Source organism: Pseudomonas sp. S2_H10 (assembly GCF_054668285.1).
In genome coordinates, this window is sequence record NZ_CP162754.1 from 6,210,214 (window position 1) to 6,231,598 (window position 21,385).

Annotated in this window: 18 protein-coding genes and 3 pseudogenes; 14 read left to right on the top strand and 7 right to left on the bottom strand. The window is 55.4% G+C overall.

Annotation, left to right across the window (positions count from 1 at the left end):
* The first annotated feature begins 16 nt into the window (after window positions 1-16).
* The 9 genes and pseudogenes from AB4O16_RS28150 (at window position 17) to AB4O16_RS28190 (ending at window position 10,516) form a co-directional block, all read left to right on the top strand.
* Window positions 17-640 carry an Imm43 family immunity protein gene (locus AB4O16_RS28150; RefSeq protein ID WP_160387210.1) on the top strand — a complete coding sequence of 208 codons (624 nt, stop codon included), beginning with the start codon at window positions 17-19 and terminating at the stop codon, window positions 638-640.
* Window positions 641-827: 187 nt separating this feature from the next.
* Window positions 828-3,392, top strand: a pseudogene (locus tag AB4O16_RS28155) (RHS repeat-associated core domain-containing protein); the annotation flags it as partial.
* Window positions 3,389-3,982 (top strand): SMI1/KNR4 family protein, encoded by a 594-nt coding sequence (locus AB4O16_RS28160; protein WP_460156403.1) that lies wholly within the window; start codon window positions 3,389-3,391, stop codon window positions 3,980-3,982. The pseudogene AB4O16_RS28155 and the gene AB4O16_RS28160, both read left to right, overlap by 4 nt.
* A gap of 50 nt (window positions 3,983-4,032) precedes the next feature.
* Window positions 4,033-5,559: pseudogene (locus AB4O16_RS28165) on the top strand (RHS repeat domain-containing protein); the annotation flags it as partial.
* 19 nt (window positions 5,560-5,578) lie between these two features.
* A complete protein-coding gene (locus AB4O16_RS28170) occupies window positions 5,579-6,118 on the top strand; it encodes a DUF4303 domain-containing protein (protein WP_110663046.1) in 540 nt (179 codons plus the stop codon).
* A 75-nt stretch (window positions 6,119-6,193) separates the two neighbouring features.
* Window positions 6,194-7,678, top strand: a pseudogene (locus AB4O16_RS28175) (RHS repeat domain-containing protein); the annotation flags it as partial.
* Window positions 7,678-7,995, top strand: a complete 318-nt coding sequence (locus AB4O16_RS28180; RefSeq protein ID WP_160386043.1) for a hypothetical protein — start codon at window positions 7,678-7,680, stop codon at window positions 7,993-7,995. The pseudogene AB4O16_RS28175 and the gene AB4O16_RS28180, both read left to right, overlap by 1 nt.
* A 543-nt stretch (window positions 7,996-8,538) precedes the next feature.
* The gene (locus AB4O16_RS28185; protein ID WP_160386042.1) at window positions 8,539-9,519 is read left to right on the top strand and encodes a YiiG family protein; all 981 of its coding nucleotides are present in this window, start codon (window positions 8,539-8,541) and stop codon (window positions 9,517-9,519) included.
* Window positions 9,520-9,628: 109 nt separating this feature from the next.
* Complete coding sequence (locus tag AB4O16_RS28190) at window positions 9,629-10,516, top strand: hypothetical protein (RefSeq protein WP_160386041.1); 888 nt, start codon at window positions 9,629-9,631, stop codon at window positions 10,514-10,516.
* A gap of 88 nt (window positions 10,517-10,604) precedes the next feature.
* Here the strand turns inward: AB4O16_RS28190 and AB4O16_RS28195 are convergent, their stop codons facing one another.
* Window positions 10,605-10,889, bottom strand: a complete 285-nt coding sequence (locus AB4O16_RS28195; RefSeq protein WP_160386040.1) for a hypothetical protein — start codon at window positions 10,887-10,889, stop codon at window positions 10,605-10,607.
* A gap of 398 nt (window positions 10,890-11,287) precedes the next feature.
* Between AB4O16_RS28195 and AB4O16_RS28200 the strand changes: the two genes are divergently transcribed.
* Window positions 11,288-11,797 (top strand): hypothetical protein, encoded by a 510-nt coding sequence (locus tag AB4O16_RS28200; RefSeq protein ID WP_460156404.1) that lies wholly within the window; start codon window positions 11,288-11,290, stop codon window positions 11,795-11,797.
* A gap of 160 nt (window positions 11,798-11,957) precedes the next feature.
* On the opposite strand, the gene AB4O16_RS28205 is transcribed toward AB4O16_RS28200, so the two are convergent.
* Window positions 11,958-12,548, bottom strand: a complete 591-nt coding sequence (locus AB4O16_RS28205) for a helix-turn-helix domain-containing protein (RefSeq protein ID WP_160386044.1) — start codon at window positions 12,546-12,548, stop codon at window positions 11,958-11,960.
* Between the two features lie 53 nt (window positions 12,549-12,601).
* Window positions 12,602-12,763: a hypothetical protein gene (locus tag AB4O16_RS28210; RefSeq protein WP_177336468.1), complete on the bottom strand. Its 162-nt coding sequence runs from the start codon at window positions 12,761-12,763 to the stop codon at window positions 12,602-12,604.
* Window positions 12,764-13,027: 264 nt separating this feature from the next.
* Here AB4O16_RS28210 and AB4O16_RS28215 point away from each other — a divergent pair, with 264 nt between their 5' ends.
* Window positions 13,028-13,243 carry a TOBE domain-containing protein gene (locus tag AB4O16_RS28215; RefSeq protein ID WP_056724180.1) on the top strand — a complete coding sequence of 72 codons (216 nt, stop codon included), beginning with the start codon at window positions 13,028-13,030 and terminating at the stop codon, window positions 13,241-13,243.
* 110 nt (window positions 13,244-13,353) lie between these two features.
* Here the strand turns inward: AB4O16_RS28215 and AB4O16_RS28220 are convergent, their stop codons facing one another.
* The 3 genes from AB4O16_RS28220 to AB4O16_RS28230 form a co-directional block, all read right to left on the bottom strand.
* Window positions 13,354-13,638 (bottom strand): hypothetical protein, encoded by a 285-nt coding sequence (locus AB4O16_RS28220; protein WP_160386038.1) that lies wholly within the window; start codon window positions 13,636-13,638, stop codon window positions 13,354-13,356.
* A 226-nt stretch (window positions 13,639-13,864) separates the two neighbouring features.
* The gene (locus AB4O16_RS28225; protein WP_160386037.1) at window positions 13,865-14,497 is read right to left on the bottom strand and encodes a response regulator; all 633 of its coding nucleotides are present in this window, start codon (window positions 14,495-14,497) and stop codon (window positions 13,865-13,867) included.
* A gap of 32 nt (window positions 14,498-14,529) precedes the next feature.
* Entirely contained in the window at window positions 14,530-15,894 is a 1,365-nt protein-coding gene (locus AB4O16_RS28230) for a cache domain-containing protein (protein WP_160386036.1), read from the bottom strand.
* A 433-nt stretch (window positions 15,895-16,327) separates the two neighbouring features.
* Between AB4O16_RS28230 and AB4O16_RS28235 the strand changes: the two genes are divergently transcribed.
* Together AB4O16_RS28235 and AB4O16_RS28240 are read left to right on the top strand one after the other, a co-directional pair.
* On the top strand, window positions 16,328-18,385 hold the full coding sequence (locus AB4O16_RS28235) for a carbon starvation CstA family protein (protein WP_160386035.1): 2,058 nt from the start codon (window positions 16,328-16,330) through the stop codon (window positions 18,383-18,385).
* 14 nt (window positions 18,386-18,399) lie between these two features.
* Window positions 18,400-18,597, top strand: coding sequence for a YbdD/YjiX family protein (locus AB4O16_RS28240; protein ID WP_046042517.1), 198 nt, complete (start codon window positions 18,400-18,402; stop codon window positions 18,595-18,597).
* Between the two features lie 54 nt (window positions 18,598-18,651).
* Here AB4O16_RS28240 and AB4O16_RS28245 read toward each other — a convergent pair whose 3' ends face one another.
* Window positions 18,652-18,810 (bottom strand): hypothetical protein, encoded by a 159-nt coding sequence (locus AB4O16_RS28245; protein ID WP_178120483.1) that lies wholly within the window; start codon window positions 18,808-18,810, stop codon window positions 18,652-18,654.
* Window positions 18,811-19,117: 307 nt separating this feature from the next.
* On the opposite strand from AB4O16_RS28245, the gene katG reads away from it, so the two are divergent.
* Complete coding sequence (katG, locus tag AB4O16_RS28250) at window positions 19,118-21,385, top strand: catalase/peroxidase HPI (RefSeq protein WP_460156405.1); 2,268 nt, start codon at window positions 19,118-19,120, stop codon at window positions 21,383-21,385.

Genomic DNA, 21,385 nt, shown 5'->3' on the forward strand with positions numbered 1-21,385 from the left:
TGCTATGGAGAAAATCATGTTTGCGATTACCTATAAAGGTGGTGAAAGCGGTTGTCCGGAAGGAGGGGTTTACGGAGAGTTGGTTGGGTATAATTGGAACTCAAATAATTTTGAGGATGATAAATTTCCACCTGAAGGCGCGATTCTAGATTTTTACGCACAACATAAAGCTGTGGCGACGGACTTCTTTTATTTTGGTAGTGAATTTATTTGTTCCGGTGATTTTCTTGCATTGATTAAATCATCTAATTGTGGTGTTGTGGATGTCAGGGAGATTCGACTCCATCAGGAGAGTAAAGTCTCCCCAGTTTCATCAAAAAAATACTATTTGGTGCGTAGTAGAGAAATTCATAAGATTTTGGATATGGAAAAATCGAAATACGAGTTACGGCTTGATCCGGTTACTAAAGATCCAGAAGAGGATGTGTTTCATCCAGGTAGAGTGATTTTTGACACAATATCCGATATTATTATAAAAAAAGACGTTTGTGATTTAGATTTTTTTATTTCTTCTGAGATGCTGAGAGAGGAGTATGTTTTTTCAGCCGAACTTGGAGAGAAAATTATTAGACTTGATATGAAGGGTGTGATGTTAATGCCATTGTCTGAATTGGTGTATGATGCAAAATTAGATTTTTAGTGTTAGGTAGTTTTTTTCTTGGTGGTAATTAGATTTGGAGAGTGTGCATCTAAAGGTGGATTTTGACAGTGGCTGGTTCCTAATTGGTTGCGGCGTTCTTTAATAAGTTGGTTTTCGGAGGGGCTGAAATAATAACTCGGCCTCTAATGTTTACACTGTTATTGCTAACAATAAAGCACGCAGCACACGGGGCACCGACCCGCTCGGACGCACGGTCAAATACCGTTATCACCACCTGACCCCCTTGGTCACGCAGGTGGATTATCCCGACGGCAGTACCTGGCAAGCCCGCTACGACGACAAGGGCAACCTCATCGCCGAAGTCGACGCCCTCGGCCACACCACCGAATACCTCAACGGCGACGACGGCCTGCCGCACACCATCATCGACGCGACCCACAAGTCCAAATACCTGTGGTGGAACACCCTGGCCCAGGTCGAACGCTTCCAGGATTGCTCGGGTAAAAACACCACCTACCGCTTCGACGAGCGCCAGCACCTGGTCGCCGTCACCGACGCGCTGGGTCAGACCACCACGCTGGAACGCAAACCCGACGGCGAAGTGCTGCGCATCAACCACCCGGACGGTAGCGCCGAATCCTTCACCTACAACGCCCTCGGCCAGGTACTGACGCACACCGACGGCAAAGGCCAGACCACGCGCCTGCTGCGCACCGCCCGCGGATTGCCGAGCAGCCGCCAGGACGCCAAGGGCCAGCGCATCCGCTACGAATACGACCCGGCGATTCGCCTGACCGCGCTGATCAACGAAAACAACGCGGCGTACCAGTTCGCCTACGATGCGTGCGACCGGTTGATCGAAGAGAAACGCATCGACAACCTGACCCGGCGCTTCAGCTACAACCTCGGCGGGCATCTGACCCAGGTCGATGAAACCGGCTACGGTGAACGCGGCGAACGGCCACAGCGCCGCACCGAGTTCGAGCGCGACAGCATTGGTCGGTTGCTGGCCAAACTCAATGCCGATGCCCGTCAGGATTATGTGTACGACGACGCTGATCGCCTGCTGTCGATCCAGCGCCTGCCGACCGGGCAGGGCAAGCAACTGGGTGTCAGCGAAGAAACGCTGGAATTCTCCTACGACCTGCTCGGCCGACTGATCCAGGAGACCACGGCGCAAGGCGCCTTGTCCTACGAGTACGACCCACTGAGCAACCTCACCACCCTGACGTTGCCCACCGGCCAGCACCTCAATCACCTGTACTACGGCAGCGGGCACCTGCACCAACTCAACCTCGACGGCCAACTCATCAGCGACATCGAGCGCGACGACCTGCACCGCGAAGTCCTGCGCACCCAGGGCACGCTCACCAGCTGCTTCGGTTACGACGCCATGGGCCGCAAGAGCTGGCAGTTCGCCTCGCGCCTGCCGGCGGAAAAACTCTCGAGAATCCACAACCCCGGCATCCAGCCCGACCTGCTGGTCGAGCACGCCTACAACCCGATTCATCGCCGTCACCAGTACGATCCGGCCGGCGAACTGACCCGCACCCTCGACAAACTGCGCGGCGAGATCAAGTACGAATACGAAGCCAACGGCCAACTGCACAGCCGCGACACCGGGCAGTTGATCGACAGCGAAGAATTCCGCTACGACGCCGCGGCGAACCGGCTGAACTTCAACACCAGCCAGTTTGACCACGTCAAAGACAACCGCCTCAAGCGCTGGCGGGATCAGGAATATGCCTACGATGCGTGGGGCAACCTGGTTGAAAAACGCAGCGGCATGGGCACGCTGCAGACGTTTGTTTATGACTGTGAGAATCGGCTCGTGCGGGCCGAGACTCTGGTCAACGGCAAGCTGGAAAGTATCGGTTCGTATCGGTATGACAGTTTGGGGCGACGGGTTGCCAAGGTTTCAGAGGTCAACGGTAAGATCGAGCAGAAGCACTTTTTGTGGCAAGGCTTGCGGATGCTGCGTGAGGAGCGACCGGGGCAGAGTAGTTTGTACCTGTATGAACCGGGGGGTTATGCGCCGTTGGCGCGGGTGGATCAGGCAGAGGGTGAAGAGCGGAAGCTTTATTACTTTCATACTGACCAGATTGGTACGCCGTTGGAGATGACGGATGCGGACGGGAGCATTGTCTGGCAGGCGACGTACAAGGCGTGGGGTTCGGTTGAGAGACTGGACGTAAACGAAGTCGAACAGAATCTGCGGTTTCAGGGGCAGTATTTTGACGATGAGATGGGGCTGCACTACAACACGTTTCGGTATTACGATCCGGAGGTGGGGCGGTTTGTTACGCAGGATCCGATTGGGTTGATTGGCGGGGAAAACCTGTATCAATACGCTCCTAATTCCATAGGTTGGAGCGATCCGTGGGGGTGGAGTTGCAATCGTCCCGGCGGCTACAAAGCTGGTGATGTTGATGCCCACGGTAACCTGTCTCCAGGTGTTAATAGGGCATCGGGCCACAAAAATATTTCGGAAGATAAACTAGTTCAGTCACACCATTTTATCCAAGATGAGTGGGCGAAAAGAAATGTCACTGGGTATAAGAGAAACGAGGCGCCTGCTATTCTTCTAAAAAGCTCTTCGGGAGAACCTCATGCGATTGTCTCATCGCTTCAGCGAACTAGACGGCGAATTTCTGGGTTTGGTGGAACGATTAAGGAAGAGTTTGGTGTCGCTTACAAAGAATTAATTGACGCTGGCGTTGATCCTGGCGCTGCGAAAAAGGCTGCCAGTAGGTCATACAAATATTTTGATTCATTAGGGGCGTTTCAATGACTCTAAGTTATACAGAAGTAAATCCGCCTGCGTCGGCAGCGATGATCAATGAAGCGGTCCGCTTGTTGGGGGTCGATGAGGACGTATGGGTTGCCAGGTTTTGGGCTCTCTATAATGGAGCTTTGCTTGATGATCAAGTGCTGATTTATTCAACGGAGGAAATAGCTGAGCGCAATAAGACATATGATATAGACAAGGACTTTCCAGGGCAGCTTTTGGTGGGTGATGACTCTGGTGGCAGGCTTGTTCTGATCGATAGATCTGCCGAAGATAAATTTTATCTCATAGGCTCTGGTGATCCATTTTTAGACGATGCGGAAATATTCTTCTCAGTTGAAGCATTGGTAGCGTATGTCCTTGAAGATGACAACGAATTGCCGGACTCCGTAAGTATTTTGGCAATAGGTAAAGCTAAAGCCACTTTGCAAGAAATTCTGGAAATCAAGAAAGGGTTAGGGTTGAGCGATTCGGTGAAAGATCTGAAAGAGAAACTCGAAAAAGAAAATGAGGTAGTTCTGAGAGAGGTGAAAGCTGCCAAATACGAGGGTGTATTAGCGAGATATCGACATCTGATTCGGTTCGATAACTAGTTGGGGCGCTGATCTAGGGTTTGTGCTGATGATCTTCTAGAAAATACCCCTTGGCATCAGCCCAACACCTCAATCACCTGTATTACGGCAGCGGCCACCTGCACCAACTCAACCTCGACGGCCAGCTCATCAGCGACATCGAGCGCGACGACCTGCACCGCGAAGTCCTGCGCACCCAAGGCACGCTCACCAGCTGCTTCGGTTACGACGCCATGGGCCGCAAGAGCTGGCAGTTCGCCTCGCGCCTGCCGGCGGAAAAACTCTCGAGAATCCACAACCCCGGCATCCAGCCCGACCTGCTGGTCGAGCACGCCTACAACCCGATTCATCGCCGTCACCAGTACGATCCGGCCGGCGAACTGACCCGCACCCTCGACAAACTGCGCGGCGAGATCAAGTACGAATACGAAGCCAACGGCCAACTGCACAGCCGCGACACCGGGCAGTTGATCGACAGCGAAGAATTCCGCTACGACGCCGCGGCGAACCGGCTGAACTTCAACACCAGCCAGTTTGACCACGTCAAAGACAACCGCCTCAAGCGCTGGCGGGATCAGGAATATGCCTACGATGCGTGGGGCAACCTGGTTGAAAAACGCAGCGGCATGGGCACGCTGCAGACGTTTGTTTATGACTGTGAGAATCGGCTCGTGCGGGCCGAGACTCTGGTCAACGGCAAGCTGGAAAGTATCGGTTCGTATCGGTATGACAGTTTGGGGCGACGGGTTGCCAAGGTTTCAGAGGTCAACGGTAAGATCGAGCAGAAGCACTTTTTGTGGCAAGGCTTGCGGATGCTGCGTGAGGAGCGACCGGGGCAGAGTAGTTTGTACCTGTATGAACCGGGGGGTTATGCGCCGTTGGCGCGGGTGGATCAGGCAGAGGGTGAAGAGCGGAAGCTTTATTACTTTCATACTGACCAGATTGGTACGCCGTTGGAGATGACTGACCGAGAGGGGCAGATTGTCTGGCAGGCGACGTACAAGGCTTGGGGGGCTGTTGAAAGGCTGGCGGTCAATGATGTCGAGCAGAATCTGCGGTTTCAGGGGCAGTATTTTGACGATGAGACGGGGCTGCACTACAACACGTTTCGGTATTACGATCCGGAGGTGGGGCGGTTTGTAACGCAGGATCCGATTGGGTTGTTGGGTAGTTTCAATCTTTATGAGTATGTAAAAAACCCGGTTTTGTGGTCCGATCCGTGGGGGCTATGTGCAGATAAGGATTGGGGAGCTTATTACGCAAGTAAGACTGGGACACGTCCTCCGAGCTCCATGGTCAAGCCGCATGCGCACCATATTGTTTTTAAGGGATCGTTCGCGAGATCCCCTGGAATGCAGAAGGCGCTAGAACGCAGTCGTGCTGTGCTAGATAAATACAAAATTGATGCGGTAAATGATCCTGCTGCCATGATGTGGGCTGAAAACCAAGGGCATACCATTGCGAATGCGCGGTTGGTTGCGAGTAAACTCGAAGCAGCAGATACCGCTGTTATGGCTAGAGACTTACCGTTTAAAGATGCAGTATCTGTGATGAAGTCTGAGCTTCAAAAAATTGGTGCTGAAATATTTGGAAGCTAACAAGGGTAGGAGGTTTGTTATGGATTGGGTTGATCTGGAAGCGCGTATATATAATGCCACAAAGTCTGCTTTTTCGAGCCTGAAAAATGCTCATCCTAATGAAGAGTTTTACGTGTGTGCGCTATATACCGATAGCGGTGCTATGACCATATGTCCCTCTGCTAACTCTTTTCGGGGGTTGGAAGAGAAAATAAGTCAAGAGGATGAGGAGGACAGAAGTCCTGAGGTTATTCAGTATTATAAATGGGCATCTTCTGAGTGGGCGTATGAAGCTTGGCGAAGTGAAGAATTTAAAGGGGTATGCAAGTCTCTAAGGGAGTCTGCGGAAAGGAGCGATTTTGAGAGTTTTCAATCGCAGGTTTTTTTAGCTATGACAAACGCTCTTCTGTTGCTGAAAAATGAGGATTTTTTTCAAGATTTTAATACTCATCAATCTCCTGTTTTGTTTGTAACTATCACAGATGATGATCGTGCGGAGGAACTTGAAAATAAGTCCGCAAGAGTTCTTAATAGTGAGAAAGTGTTTGATGAGTTTATGAGTCGTTACAGTGGTGTATAGTGGTTGAGCTCTTTAATATTTAACTTTCAGAGTGGCTGCGGAATTTCTTCGGCCACTGATTTACGATTTGGTTGAAGTAACCTGAACTACGGCAGCGGCCACCTGCACCAACTCAATCTCGACGGCCAACTCATCAGCGACATCGAGCGCGACGACCTGCACCGCGAAGTCCTGCGCACCCAGGGCACGCTCACCAGCTGCTTCGGCTACGACGCCCTGGGCCGCAAGAGCTGGCAGTTCGCCTCACGCCTGCCGGCGGAAAAACTCTCGAGAATCCACAACCCCGGCATCCAGCCCGACCTGCTGGTCGAGCACGCCTACAACCCGATCCATCGCCGCCACCAGTACGACCCGGCCGGCGAGTTGACCCGCACCCTCGACAAACTGCGCGGCGAGATCAAGTACGAATACGAAGCCAACGGCCAACTGCACAGTCGCGACACCGGCCAGTTGATCGACAGCGAAGAATTCCGCTACGACGCCGCGGCGAACCGGCTGAACTTCAACACCAGCCAGTTTGACCACGTCAAAGACAACCGCCTCAAGCGCTGGCGGGATCAGGAATATGCCTACGATGCGTGGGGCAACCTGATTGAAAAACGCAGCGGCATGGGCACGCTGCAGACGTTTGGGTATGACTGTGAAAATCGGTTGGTGCGGGCTGAGACGTTGGTCAATGGCAAGCTGGAAAGTACCGGTTCGTATCGGTACGACAGCTTGGGGCGGCGGGTTGGCAAGGTTTCAGAGGTCAACGGCAAGACCGAGCAGAAGCACTTTTTGTGGCAAGGCCTGCGGATGTTGCGTGAGGAGCGACCGGGGCAGAGCAGTCTGTACCTGTATGAGCCGGGGAGTTATGCGCCGTTGGCGCGGGTGGATCAGGCAGAGGGTGAAGAGCGGAAGGTTTATTACTTCCATACTGATCAGATTGGCACGCCGTTGGAGATGACTGACCGTGAAGGGCAGATTGTCTGGCAGGCGACGTACAAGGCTTGGGGGGTAGTTGAGAAGCTGGCGGTCAATGAAGTCGAGCAGAACCTGCGGTTTCAAGGGCAGTATTTTGATGACGAGACGGGGCTGCACTACAACACGTTTCGGTATTACGATCCGGAGGTGGGGCGGTTTGTTACGCAGGATCCGATTGGGCTTAGTGGTGGGACGAATCTATATCACTACGCAGCAAACCCTTATGGATGGATTGATCCTTGGGGTTGGGTGTGTATTCCAAATAAAGTTGCTGGCACTGCTCGAGAAGCTAAGGTGGGTAGTAGGCTTGAGGCTACTTTCGGCAAGCAAAATGTTTTAAAAGAGCGTTACTTGAGAGACGCTACAGGAAAAATTGTAAAAGGTCCGGATGGCACTGCACGGCGCGTGGATTTCGTGGTTAAGCGTTCCGATGGGAGTTGGCAGCCAATTGAAGTGACTAGCAAAACGGCAGATAAAACGCTTCAGCTGATCAAGGAGCAAGAAATACGCGAGGCTGGAGGTATGTTTGTACGCAATCCTAAGACAAAAGAGTTGATTGAAGTTTCGGATATTTCTAGATTGATAAGGGTGAAATAATGGTTGATTTTACAAAGTATAGTGTTCCAATGCTGTATAGCAGGAATAAAAACTTAGAATATAAGCAGCACATCATTGATACATCGATAGCGTTGTTGGGTTTTTTGTGGAGGGAGGGCCTAATTGTAAGTAAGCCATTTGATGATGCTGGGGGTTTGAAAATGGACTTCATTGTTAAGCTATCTGATCTAAGCCCGGAAGGAGTAGAGCTTTTTAAAAAAGCAGTACCAGCATGGCTACAGAAAATTGACCGTGGAGGTGACCGTTCAGATGTAGTGGGGTTAGAGAAAGAACTGAAAAAAATCAGGGCTAAGTGAATAGTTGAGGTAACACCAAAACGCTATCGCCAGCCGGCTCAAATTCAATACCAGACAGTTTGATCGGGTTAAATACAACCGCCTCAAGCGCTGGAGGGATAAGGAGTGTGCCTAAGACTGGTTGAAAAGCGGATGACGAGTAACGTGTAGGTTTAAACATAGGATGCAGAAAGTGGCGCGTGAAGGATTGGAAGACGGAAAATACGCCGTAGATAAAGTTTTAGAACGACTTCTATGAGTGAAAATTGTTTTATTTAATTGGTTTTTTGTTGGAGGTCGTGCAGTCAGTCTGAGTTTATATCGGGTGAGTTTGAATGTGGTGAGTGGGGTGGGATGAATTTGAACCTTGTGCAGAAAGGGTTGTTATAAGAAAAGCATATAAATTCAAAGTTTTTGGTCGGGCTGTAAAAAACTCAGATTACTTTAAGGATGTTGTACGGAGTTTTTGAAAAGCTATAGGGGCGTAGAATGCTCAGAGATTGCTTTGAAAGGTGATTTTGATCGAAAATAAGATGAGTTTTTGTTTGAGTAAGGAGAAGTAACGTGTATTCAAAAAATATGCTGGCAGGGATGTTGATGTTGGTCGGGTTTTTTCTGAGCGGATGTGATAACTCCGACAGCACTCAAGGTGTGGCGTCCCACGATCAGGAACATCAGGAAGAGAAGAGTTCAAACCAGGTAGAGATAGAGAAATACAATATTTATGTCGAGGCCGCGAACAGGGGCGGGGATTTTGTCACCACGCTGGAGAAGCGTAGGGTCGAATATTCGGAAACGCTCGCGTCAGGAAAGAAACTGACGAGTTACTACATGTTCAGCGGGTATGACATCAGTATTTTGCAAGATAACCTTAACAAAGCATTGGAACTCTCTTACCCGATGCCAGAACTGGATGAACCTGCGAAAGGCATGCTTGTAGCGCTCGCAAAACTGCAGCCTATCCACGCAGAACTCGCCAACTATGCCAATTCCAAGGGCTACCTGTCCGATGACGGGGAAAAAGCCAGGGAAATGGAGCCATTGCTGGATGCGGCCTTGGAAGCCGTTGCCGTTGAGCAGGCGAAGTTTTATGCCGGTATCAACAAGCACGACGAAATAAATACCCAGACAGCCTTTGATAGCGCCGAGAAAGACAGCCTGGGTTACTACCGTGCAGGCATCGTGCTTTACGCCAAGCAATCTGTTCGATTGTCTGGTGATTTTTTCCAGTCATCTGGTGCGGAGGAAGCTACCAAACATTTTGAAGACAGCCTCAATAAGACCGCCCAAATGATCGATGGTTGGGACAGGAAGGGCAAGGCCCAGACGCCAGCTCTCAAATGCAGTGTCTTGCTCAGTGATTTGAACCGTTTTGTCGGTAAAGGGCGTGAAGCGATCCACACGGCGAGAAGCGGTGGCTACAAGCCTGATGAGCAACGACAAATGATGTGGAAAATGAATAATCCCATCGAGCGCGATGCCAAGACTTTTGGACAGTCCTTTGACTCTGTGATCAACGGGCTGAACCGTACAACCTGTATCTGAAGGTTTGCAATGGAGTCGACAGTGTATTCGCAGGCAACGCCTGTTAATGAAAGATCGTTGTCTGGATTATGTTTTTTTTACAATCAACTACTAGGGAAGTAACCATCTCATGCAGCAATCACCCACACCCGCTTCAACGGTGACAGGTCAACTGATCTCCACCTTCCGTCACGGCAAAGGCTTTCTGGTCTTCTTGCTGTTGCTCGCAATCGGCCTGTTGTGTATGGCGGGATTTGTGTTGTACCTGGGTACCCTACTGCCGGTGGCCAGTTCCGGGGCGAACACCAGTCGTGGTTCCAACCCGCAGTTGTTGATCTATTCGGTCAGTGTCCTGCTGGTCGTCATTTCGGCGGTCTTCTTCGGGCTTTATCCGTGGCAGAAGAAGTTGCGCGGAACCCATTATGAGGTTTACGAACACGGCATTGTTGCTGTCAGTGGTAAGCAGCAACAATATACGGCGTTTGCTGAAATAGAAGACCTTTACCTGTTCAGTTCAGGGCAAACCGTATTCACTGGTCTGATCACCAACCTGGCGTATCGGCGTAATGAAAGTGAGCCATTTCATCGCGTCATCGAGACGTTGAAAGGCTTTCAGGAATTCCAGCAACTGGTGCGTGAGTTGCATGTTCGCGAGTGTCTGCCGGTTGTGATGAACAAGCTTGAGTCTGACGGCGCAGTGACGTTCAAGTACGTGCCGACCGGGCAGGTCTGGCGCAAGCGAGTCTCGGGGGACTTCCTGAATGTCGTCACACAACCGATTATTGTGACACGCGAGTTTCTGGAAGTTGAAGGACGTAAAGTCCCGGTGTCGACCCTTGCTTCAATTGATTTAAATGCCTGGAGTGAAAAGGTCACTCTAAAAGACGCAGCCGGGAATCAGATGCTGTCAACGCTGTGCACCGGGATCATGAGTCATGACCTGTTTCTCACCACTCTGGATGTGCTGCTGGATGCTCAGCGGGCAAGCAGGGGTGAGACTGCCCCTACTCTGGCCTGAAGATCTCAGTCCTCCGCGAGGCTGACCATTACAAAAAAACCGGCTGATCAGGCCGGTTTTTTTGTGGGGCGGTAGTAGAGCAACTTTTTCAGGCAGTGCGATTCTGGATCAGACGATCCGAGCCGCCTTCAGCGACGCGGTTTTGCAGGAGCTTGTCGGAACCACCTTCAGCGACGCGGTTTTGCAGCAGTTTGTCAGAGCCACCTTCAGCGACACGATTCTCGATCAGGCGGTCGGAACCACCCTCTGCCACACGGCTTTCAATCAGACGATCCGAGCCGCCTTCAGCGACCACAGGTTGAGCAGAGGTAGCGGCAAAAGCGTTAACTGCGAAAACCGAGAAAGCGATGCTGAGGAGGGTCTGGCGTTTCATGATCGTGTGCTCCGGGGTACTTGTGGGTTGGTATGGAGCAGATGTTACGCCGTGGATTTTTTAAGAGAACTTCATTGAATCAATGGTGACTATCGACGCAGTCAATGGATGATTCGGTGTTCTTTATGGGATAGGTTAGAACGTTTATTTCTTTAAGTTATTTAAATAGATGCAATCTGCATATCCATAACCGAATAATCCGCGTCATGGTTTTTACCTTGTCCGTGATCGAATCGGATCGTTCGTCACAGCAGAAACAATCCTCCTGCCTGCCTCGTAAAGCCTGCCGCGACATCGACTTTGGCTGCTTGATCGCCAGCTTGTCGCGGCCGGCCGATTCCCTAGAATCCGCCTTCATCAGCTTCGTCCAACTATCCAGTCCTTCAGGGAACAACACCATGATGAATGCCATGCAGATGCAAATGCCGATGAACGCCAACATGCCAATGATGTCGATGATGGGCATGCCGATGATGATGGCGACCATGTCCTGCGACATGATGGACGACGGCATGATGTGCAAGATGATGCCGGCCGCTGGCATGGACATGGCCATGTTCCGGAACAGCGCTGAAATGATGCAGTTGATGATGAACTGCGGCATGCCGATGATGATGCACTGCGGCAACATGAGCATGATGTGCATGTCCCCGGCGAGCATGGCCATGCCGATGATGAACATGATGATGCCGATGCCGATGATGGGCATGCCGATGCCGTCGATGAAGTGCGTGATGGAATGCACGCTCATGGCGGACTGCATGATGTGCAAAATCATGCCGATGGCCGGCATGAACATGGACATGATGAAAAACTGCTGTGCCCTGATGATGAAAATGATGAACGACTGCAGCATGCCGATGATGATGAGCTGCAACGGCATGCCGCTGATGTGCTGCACTTGCTGATCGCTGCACTGTACCTGTACCTGTAGGAGCGAGCCTGCTCTGGGCGGCGATCCGACGATGGGCTCAAGGCTGACGCGTTTTTTCAGAAAACCCGCGTTATCGTTGACGTCCATCGTCGGATCGCCGCCCGGAGCAAGCTCGCTCCTACAAGAAGGCGGTTTTAGTCCAGGCGTTCGGGGTAGGTCACTACAAGATAGGCCACGGCCTCACTGTCGGCGGGGTTGCGATAGCGGTGGGGCTGGTCGGCGTAAAACAGGATCGAGTCCCCCGTGGATAGCAGGTAACGTTCATCGTTGACGCTGATTTCCAGCACACCCTGCGCCACCACGAGGTTTTCCTGGACACCTGGGCCATGGCCCTGCGACTGGTCCTCTCCCAACGCGCTCAGGCGCAGTTCGTAGAATTCCGATTGGCGCGCCACGTCAAAGGGGAACAGGGCGCGGCTGACAAAAGCGCCGTTGGCACTGACCAGGCGTTTGCTCTGGCTCGCCGACAACAGGGCCACTCCTTCGAAGGCCCGATGCTCCAGAAACGCGGCCACCGATACCTTCAAGCCTTTGGCGATTTTGCACAGCACCTTGATGGACGGCACGCTGCGCCCCGATTCGATTTGCGCCAGCATGGCGCGGCTCACGCCGCACTGTCGGGCCAGGGCATCAAGGGACAGATGACGCTTGCTGCGCAGACGCAGCAGGTTTTGTCCGACCCGCTCGCAGATCGGGTCCTCTTCCGGGGCATCCGGATTGTTCAGGTCCAGCACAGGCTCGTGCGCACTTATCAGAAAGCGCGAGGGTTCGTGCGCGTTCACGCCTGACGTGTCTCGGTAGACCGAGACGCCTGAACCCACTGCAATGCCTGTAGTCCCGCGTTGCGTGCGTACATCTCCCACATGGCCCGTGCCCGTTGCTGTGCTTGTTTGCGTTTGCGGTAGCTGGCGAAATCGATGAGGTTGTCAGTCGGATTCATGGGGCACTTCACTGTGGTGATGAATGACGGGATGACTGGAGAGTACGCTGCTATTTTTATAACGATAAATACTTAATTTTCATTTGTTAATTCTTTTTCGTTCTTATTGTTAGACGATTTTTCAGGCGCGCATGAATGCCCTTTATATTTCCAAAAGGTCTAAGCATGTAATTATATATTCCTTTTGGTGTTGTTCGATGCCGTGCATCTTGAGGGCCTGCCCATCCATGCGGATGGTCCCGACGCCAGACAGGAAGCCTCATCATGACCATCAAAGCGATCAACGTCCGTAACCAGTTCAAGGGCGTCATCAAGGAAATATTCGAAGGCGAAGTGGTCTCCGAAATCGACGTGCAAACCGCCTCCGGGATCGTCACTTCCGTGATTACCACGCGTTCGGTGCGCAGCCTGGAGTTGAAGGTGGGCAGCGAGGTGATTGCCTTCGTCAAGTCGACGGAGGTCTCCATCGCCAAGCTTTGAAAGCTTGAATGATGGGTAGATAACGGATGATCTGCCGGTTCAAGAAATCCTTGAAAAAACCCGGCTGATCAGGCCGGGTTTTTGTTGGGCGTTGTGGTGACGCGGTTTGTTTACGCGACGCGGTTCTGCAGCAGTTTGTCGGAGCCACCTTCAGCTACGCGGTTCTGCAGCAGTTTGTCAGAGCCACCTTCGGCAACACGGTTCTGCATCAGCTTGTCGGAGCCATCGGCGGCGACGCGGTTTTCGATCAGGCGATCGGAACCACCCTCGGCCACACGGCTTTCAATCAGACGATCCGAGCCGCCTTCAGCGACCACAGGTTGGGCAGAGGTAGCGGCAAAAGCGTTAACTGCGAAAACCGAGAAAGCGATGCTGAGGAGGGTCTGGCGTTTCATGATCGTGTGCTCCGGGGTGCTTATGGGTTGGTATGGAGCAGATGTTACGCCGTGGATTTTTTAAGAGAACTTCATTGAATCAATGGTGACTATCGACGCAGTCAATGGATGATTCGCTGATCCTTGTGGGAGCGAGCCTGCTCGCGAAGGCGGTGTGTCAGTCGCCATCAATGTTAAACGTGCCGGCCTCTTCGCGAGCAGGCTCGCTCCCACAGGGTTCGAGGTGTCAGCGGGAGATGAGGCCGTGATCGAGGGCGTACTTGACCAGCGCGGCCGGTTTGTCGATGTTGAGTTTGCGCCGGATGCTCAGGCGATGGGTTTCCACCGTGCGCACGCTGATGTCCAGTTCCCGGGCCATTTCCTTGTTGTTCAAGCCTTGCGCCATCTTCGACAGGACCTGGCTTTCCCTCGGGGTCAGTTCGTTGTCGGTGTTGCGGTCGGCGATCAGGCGCTGGGCGATTTCGGCGCTGTAGAAGGTTCCGCCGCTGGTGATGGCTTCGATGGCGGCGATGATTTCCCGTGACGGGGCGTTTTTCAGCACGTAGCCGCTGGCGCCGGAGCGCACCGACTCGCTCACGTATTCGTAATTGTCGTACATGCTCAGCACCAGCACCTTGAGCGACGGGTACTGGCTGCGCAGCACGCGGGTCAGCTCCAGGCCGTTCATGTCCGGCAGGCTGATGTCGACCAGCAGCAGGTCCGGCCGGCAGCGTCCGACCATCTCGATGGCCTCGGCGCCGTTTTCCGCTTCGCCGACCATTTCCAGGGGCGACATCACGGCCAGCAGCGCCTTGATGCCGTCGCGGACCAGGGAGTGATCGTCGACCAGGGCGACGCGGATCGGGGAGGGCAGGTTCATCGCAATATTCACTCTTGTAGTTTTGCGCAGGCTCAGCGTTTTGTGCCTGGTTTCATTGGCAGCCGTACGTCCAGCTCGCTTCTGCCCGGCATCGAGATCAAATCGAAGCGCCCGCCAAAATGTTCGACGCGTTCGCGGATGTTACGCAGGCCAATGCCGGCCTGACGACGTTCGACCTGGGCGACGTTGAATCCGATGCCGTCATCGACCAGGGTCAGGCGCACGGACTCGTCGCAGCCGCGCAGGGTAATGGATACGTTTTTCGCTTGGGCGTGGCGTTCGATATTGGTCAGGCCTTCCTGGACGATGCGGAACAGCGAAACCGCCGCGCCGTCGACCAGCAGGCAGTCGAACTCATTTTCGTCATAGGTCACGGTCAGCCCGCTGCGCTGCTCGAATTCGGCGGCGAGTTGGCCGATGGCCGCCGGCAGGCCGAGGGTGTCGAGCAAGGAGGAGCGCAGGTCGTGGGACAGGCTGCGCACTTCACCGATGGCATCGCCCAGGCGCTCGGTGGCGTCTCTGAGTGCGTTCAAACCCTTGTCGTCGGCTTGTCCGCGTTCCAGCAGATGGCTGGCCAGTTCGAACTGAAACTTGATCGACACCAGCACCTGGCTGATGCCGTCGTGCAGTTCGCGGGACACCCGCGATCGTTCTTCTTCCTGCAGGCTGACAATGCGCTGGGTCAGGCGCTGCAGTTTCTTGTCCGCCAGGCGATGTTCGCTGACGTTGAGGGTCATGCCCGTGGCGAACACGAACAGCACCGCGACCAGGGCAACCACGGCAATCGCCATCATGGTCTTGCGGATGCCCATGGCCACTTCGGCGCGGGCCTGCTGGGTGGCACGCTCGACGTCTTCGAGGTAGATGCCGGTGCCGAGCATCCAGCCCCAGCGATCGAGCATCACCACGTAGGCGAGCTTGTCGGTCACCTGGCCGGAGGAGGGCTTGTTCCAGGCGTAGCGCTGGAAGCCTTCGCCCGATTGCGCGCTTTGCAGCAGCGCCTGAATCACCGGCAGGCCGTGGGGGTCTTTCATGTCCCAGAGGTATTGGCCGACCAGTTCCGACTGCCGCGCGTGCATAAGGCTGCGGCCTTCGTGGTCGTAGACGAAGAAGTAGCCGTTGATGCCGAAGCTGAGCTTGCGCAGTTCTTCCAACACCTGTTGCTGGGCGCGGGCATCGCCGTGGCCGTCGTCGTACAGGGGGGCGATCAGGCTCTGGGCCATTTCCACGTAGTTTTTCAGCTCCGCGCGCTTGCTCGCCAGAATGCTGTCTTCGATCAGTTGTGCCTGTTGATCGCCCAGTTGGCGGTTGAGGGAAATCACCAGCGCGCAAATGACGGCAATGGCCAGCACCAGCGGCAGAATCCCGAGGGCGACGATCTTGTGTTTGAGCTGCATGTTGACTCCTGCCCACGCGAAGGCTCGGCATCATATGCCAAAGATACGCCCTGTAGGAGCGAGCTTGCTCGCGATAGCGGGGCGTCAGCACCATCAATGTCAACTGACACTCCCTCTTCGCGGGCAAGCCCGCTCCCACAGTGATCTGTGGCTCACCATGAATGTGTAGCCAACGCAGAACCCTGTGGGAGCGGGCTTGCCCGCGATGGCGGTCTGATAGCCGACATAGATGTTGAATGTTATGGCCCCATCGCGGGCAAGCCCGCTCCCACAAGGAGATCGTGGTGCCTACGTAGTACTACGTAGACACCACGTACGTAGTAACGCGGATTTATTTGTGGACGCCATGCGCGGATATTGGGCCAGCTCCGCATCGCGGACACAATTATAAAAATTACCGCCGCAGTCACTGGCTGTCGGCAGGAGACACGCTATGCCCCGTCTGGCTAAACACCTCGCCTGGTTTGCCGTGGCTGTCCTGGGAGCGATTGCGCTGAGTGTCGTGGCCCTGCGCCGCGGCGAAGCGATCAACGCCCTGTGGATCGTAGTCGCAGCCGTCGCCATCTACCTTGTTGCCTACCGCTACTACAGCCTGTTCATCGCCAATAAAGTGATGCAGCTGGACCCCAATCGGGCCACGCCGGCTGTGCTCAACAACGATGGTCTGGACTACATACCGACCAACAAACACGTGCTCTTCGGTCACCACTTCGCGGCTATCGCCGGCGCCGGTCCTCTGGTCGGTCCGGTATTGGCGGCGCAGATGGGCTACCTGCCCGGCACGCTGTGGCTGATCGCCGGCGTGGTGCTGGCCGGTGCCGTGCAGGACTTCATGGTCCTGTTCATGTCCACCCGCCGCAACGGCCGCTCCCTGGGCGACATGGTCCGTGAGGAAATGGGCCGCATCCCCGGCACCATTGCGCTGTTCGGTTGCTTCCTGATCATGATCATCATCCTCGCGGTGCTGGCGCTGATCGTGGTCAAGGCCCTGGCCGAGAGCCCGTGGGGCATGTTCACGGTGATGGCGACCGTGCCGATCGCGATGTTCATGGGCGTCTACATGCGCTACATCCGCCCGGGCCGCATCGGCGAAATCTCGGTGGTCGGCGTGCTGTTGCTGCTCGGTTCGATCTGGCTTGGCGGGCAGATTGCCGCTGACCCGGTCTGGGCCAAGGCCTTCACCTTTACCGGTATCCAGATCACCTGGATGCTGATCGGCTACGGCTTCGTCGCCGCGGTCTTGCCGGTGTGGCTGATCCTGGCGCCGCGCGACTACCTCTCCACCTTCCTGAAGATCGGCACCATCGTCGCCCTGGCCATCGGCATCCTGGTGACCATGCCCGAGCTGAGAATGCCGGCACTGACCCAGTTCATCGACGGCACCGGCCCGGTATGGAAGGGTGGCCTGTTCCCGTTCCTGTTCATCACCATCGCCTGTGGCGCGGTATCGGGTTTCCATGCGCTGATCGCTTCCGGCACCACGCCGAAATTGCTCGCCAGTGAAGGGCATGCCCGCTACATCGGTTACGGCGGCATGCTGATGGAGTCCTTCGTGGCGATCATGGCCATGGTCGCCGCATCGGTGATCGATCCGGGCGTGTACTTCGCCATGAACAGCCCGGCTGCCGTGGTGGGCGCCGATGCAGTTACCGTCGCGCAAACCGTCAGCAGCTGGGGTTTTGCGATCACGCCGGAAGCGTTGCAAGCAGTGGCCCGCGACATCGGTGAGACCACCATCCTGGCCCGTGCCGGCGGTGCGCCGACCCTGGCGGTGGGGATCGCGCAGATCCTGCACCACGTGTTGCCGGGCGAGAACACCATGGCGTTCTGGTACCACTTCGCGATCCTGTTCGAAGCGTTGTTCATCCTGACTGCAGTCGACGCCGGTACCCGTGCCGGGCGCTTCATGCTCCAGGACTTGCTCGGTTCGTTCGTGCCATCCCTGCGTCGCACCGAATCCTGGACCGCCAACCTGATCGCCACGGCCGGTTGCGTGGCCATGTGGGGTTACCTGCTGTACCAGGGCGTGATCGATCCTTTGGGCGGCATCAACACCCTGTGGCCGCTGTTCGGCATCTCCAACCAGATGCTGGCCGGTATCGCGCTGATGCTCGGCACCGTGGTGCTGATCAAGATGAAACGTCAGCGTTACGTCTGGGTCACCTTGCTGCCAGCGGTATGGCTGCTGATCTGCACCACCACCGCCGGCTTCATCAAGCTGTTCGACGCCAACCCGGCGATCGGCTTCCTCGCCCTGGCGAAAAAATACAGCGATGCCCTGGCCAACGGTCAGGTGCTGGCCCCGGCCAAGAGCATCGACCAGATGCAGCACGTGATCTTCAACGCCTACACCAACGCGACGTTGACCGCGCTGTTCCTGTTCGTGGTGTTCAGCATCCTGTTCTTCGCGCTCAAGGTCGGTATTTCCGCCTGGGGCACCAAGGAGCGTACGGATAAAGAAGCGCCGTTCCAGGCGCTGCCGAATGCGTAAGCGAGGAGGGCAGCATGTTCAATGACCTGAGTCGCCTGGGTAAATACCTCGGTCAGGCCGCGCGCCTGATGGTCGGCATGCCCGACTACGACAACTACGTCGAGCACATGCAGAACAAGCACCCGGACAAACCGGTGATGGACTACGAGGCGTTCTTCCGCGAACGCCAGGAGGCCCGTTACGGCAGTAAAGCCGGACCCAAGTGCTGTTGAGCGAGATAAAAAAACCGGCCCAAAAGGCCGGTTTTTTATTGGTCTGTCCGCAGGTCATGGAGCCTTGTCACCCTTGCGTCCGGGGGGCTGACTGTCCGGCTTGGTGATCTTGAGTGCGCGGTCGGCGACCTTGGCGTTATGCACCAGGCGACAGAGCACGGCGACGACGATGATCGCCAGCACTACCCAGATGACAATGGCTTTGACGTACATGGCGAAACCTCTCGCGCAAAACGATCCTGCCGATCGCCGACGTCCCTGTAGCAATAGTATTAATCCATTGTGGCAGGTGTTGATGATCTTGCCTCTCGTTTCTGATTTGCGCTGTTTATCAGCTATCTCCCCGGATGAAGCGACAGTTTCCCCGACCGGTACTTTAATGGATGTTCTGGAGCGACTGATCGCGGGGCCGTCATAGCCTTATGGCTATGGATCCCATACCGAAAAGCTATTTCATCAATCGGTGATCCGGATCCACGCTCAAGGGTGGTTAGCTAAAACAAAATAAAGAGGAGATGCCATGTCAACTGAATCGAAATGCCCGTTCAATCACGCCGCTGGCGGTGGCACGACGAACCGCGACTGGTGGCCGAACCAACTGAACCTGAAGATCTTGAGCCAGCACTCGCCCAAGTCTGACCCGTTGGGGGGCGACTTCAACTACGCCGAAGCCTTCAAGAGCCTGGACTTCCAGGCGCTGAAAAACGACCTGACAGCACTGATGACCGATTCCCAGGACTGGTGGCCGGCGGACTTCGGTCACTATGGGCCCCTCTTTATTCGTATGTCCTGGCACGCCGCCGGCACCTATCGCACCGGCGACGGCCGGGGTGGCGCCGGTTCCGGCCAGCAACGTTTTGCACCGCTCAACAGCTGGCCCGACAACGTCAGCCTCGACAAGGCTCGCCGGCTGCTCTGGCCGATCAAGCAAAAGTACGGCAACAAAATCTCCTGGGCCGACCTGATCGTCCTCACTGGCAACGTCGCCCTGGAATCCATGGGCTTCAAGACCTTCGGGTTTTCCGGTGGGCGCGCGGATGTCTGGGAGCCGGACGAAGACGTTTACTGGGGTTCTGAAAAAAAATGGCTGGGTGGCGATAGCCGCTATGGCAAAGACGACAGCAAGCCCGCGCAACCGCCAGGCGACGTGCCGCTGGTGGCTGAGCCAGGGCGGAACGAAGACAGCCGTACCGAAAATGGCCGCGATCTGGAAAACCCCCTCGCCGCGGTGCAGATGGGCCTGATCTACGTGAACCCGGAGGGCCCGGAAGGCGAGCCTGATCCGGTCGCTTCGGCCAAGGACATCCGCGAAACCTTCGGCCGCATGGCGATGAACGATGAGGAAACCGTGGCGCTGATCGCCGGTGGCCACGCCTTCGGCAAGACCCACGGCGCCGGGCCTGCCGACAACGTCGGGGCGGAGCCCGAGGCCGCCGGTCTGGAACTGCAAGGCCTGGGCTGGAAGAGCACATTCGGCACCGGCAAGGGTGCCGACACCATCACCAGCGGCCTGGAAGTGACCTGGACCACCACGCCGACCAAATGGAGCAACAACTACCTGGAAAACCTCTTCGGTTTTGACTGGGAACTGACCAAGAGCCCCGCCGGCGCCCATCAGTGGAAGCCGAAGAACGGTGCCGGTGCCGGGACCATTCCCGATGCCTTCGATCCATCCAAGCGCCGTGATCCGACCATGCTGACCTCGGACCTGGCCCTGCGTTTCGACCCGATCTACGAGCCGATCTCCCGGCGCTTCCTGGCCAATCCCGATCAACTGGCCGATGCCTTCGCGCGCGCCTGGTACAAACTGCTTCACCGTGACATGGGCCCGCTCTCGCGTTACCTCGGCCCGGAAATGCCGACCGAAGAGCTGCTGTGGCAAGACCCGATCCCCGAGGTCGATCATCCGCTGGTCAATGACAGCGATGTGGCAGGCCTGAAAAGCAAGGTGCTGGCGTCCGGCCTGTCGGTCTCGCAGCTGGTATCGACCGCCTGGGCGGCGGCTTCCACCTTCCGTGGCTCCGACAAACGCGGCGGCGCCAACGGCGGGCGTCTGCGCCTGGCTCCGCAAAAATCCTGGCAGTCCAACCAGCCGGAGCAACTGGCCAATGTGCTGGGCAAACTCGAAGGCATCCAGAAGGATTTCAACAGCGCGCAAACCGACGGCAAGAAAATCTCCCTGGCCGACCTGATCGTGCTTGCCGGTGGCGCAGGTGTCGAACAGGCGGCGAAAAATGCCGGCCACAGTGTGACGGTGCCGTTCAGCCCGGGACGTACGGACGCCAGCCAGGAACAGACCGACGTCGATTCCTTCGGTTTCCTTGAGCCGATTGCCGACGGCTTCCGCAACTACCTGAAGCAACAGTACCGTGTGCCCGCCGAAAAACTGCTGATCGACAAGGCCCAACTGCTGACGCTCAGCGCGCCGGAAATGGCCGTATTGCTGGGTGGCCTGCGGGTGTTGAACGCCAATGTCGGCCAGAGCAAACACGGTGTGTTCACCCAACGGCCGGAGGCGCTGACCAACGACTTCTTCACCAACCTGCTCGATATGGGCGTGGAGTGGAAGCCGGTGTCGGACGCCCAACAGGAGTTTGAAGGACGTGATCGCAAGACCGGTGCGGTGAAGTGGACGGGCACCCGGGTTGACCTGGTCTTCGGCTCCAATGCGCAGCTGCGTGCGGTGGCCGAATTCTATGCCAGCACCGATTCGCAGCAGCAGTTCGTCAAGGACTTCGTCGCTGCGTGGACCAAAGTGATGAACCTGGATCGTTTCGATCTGAAATAG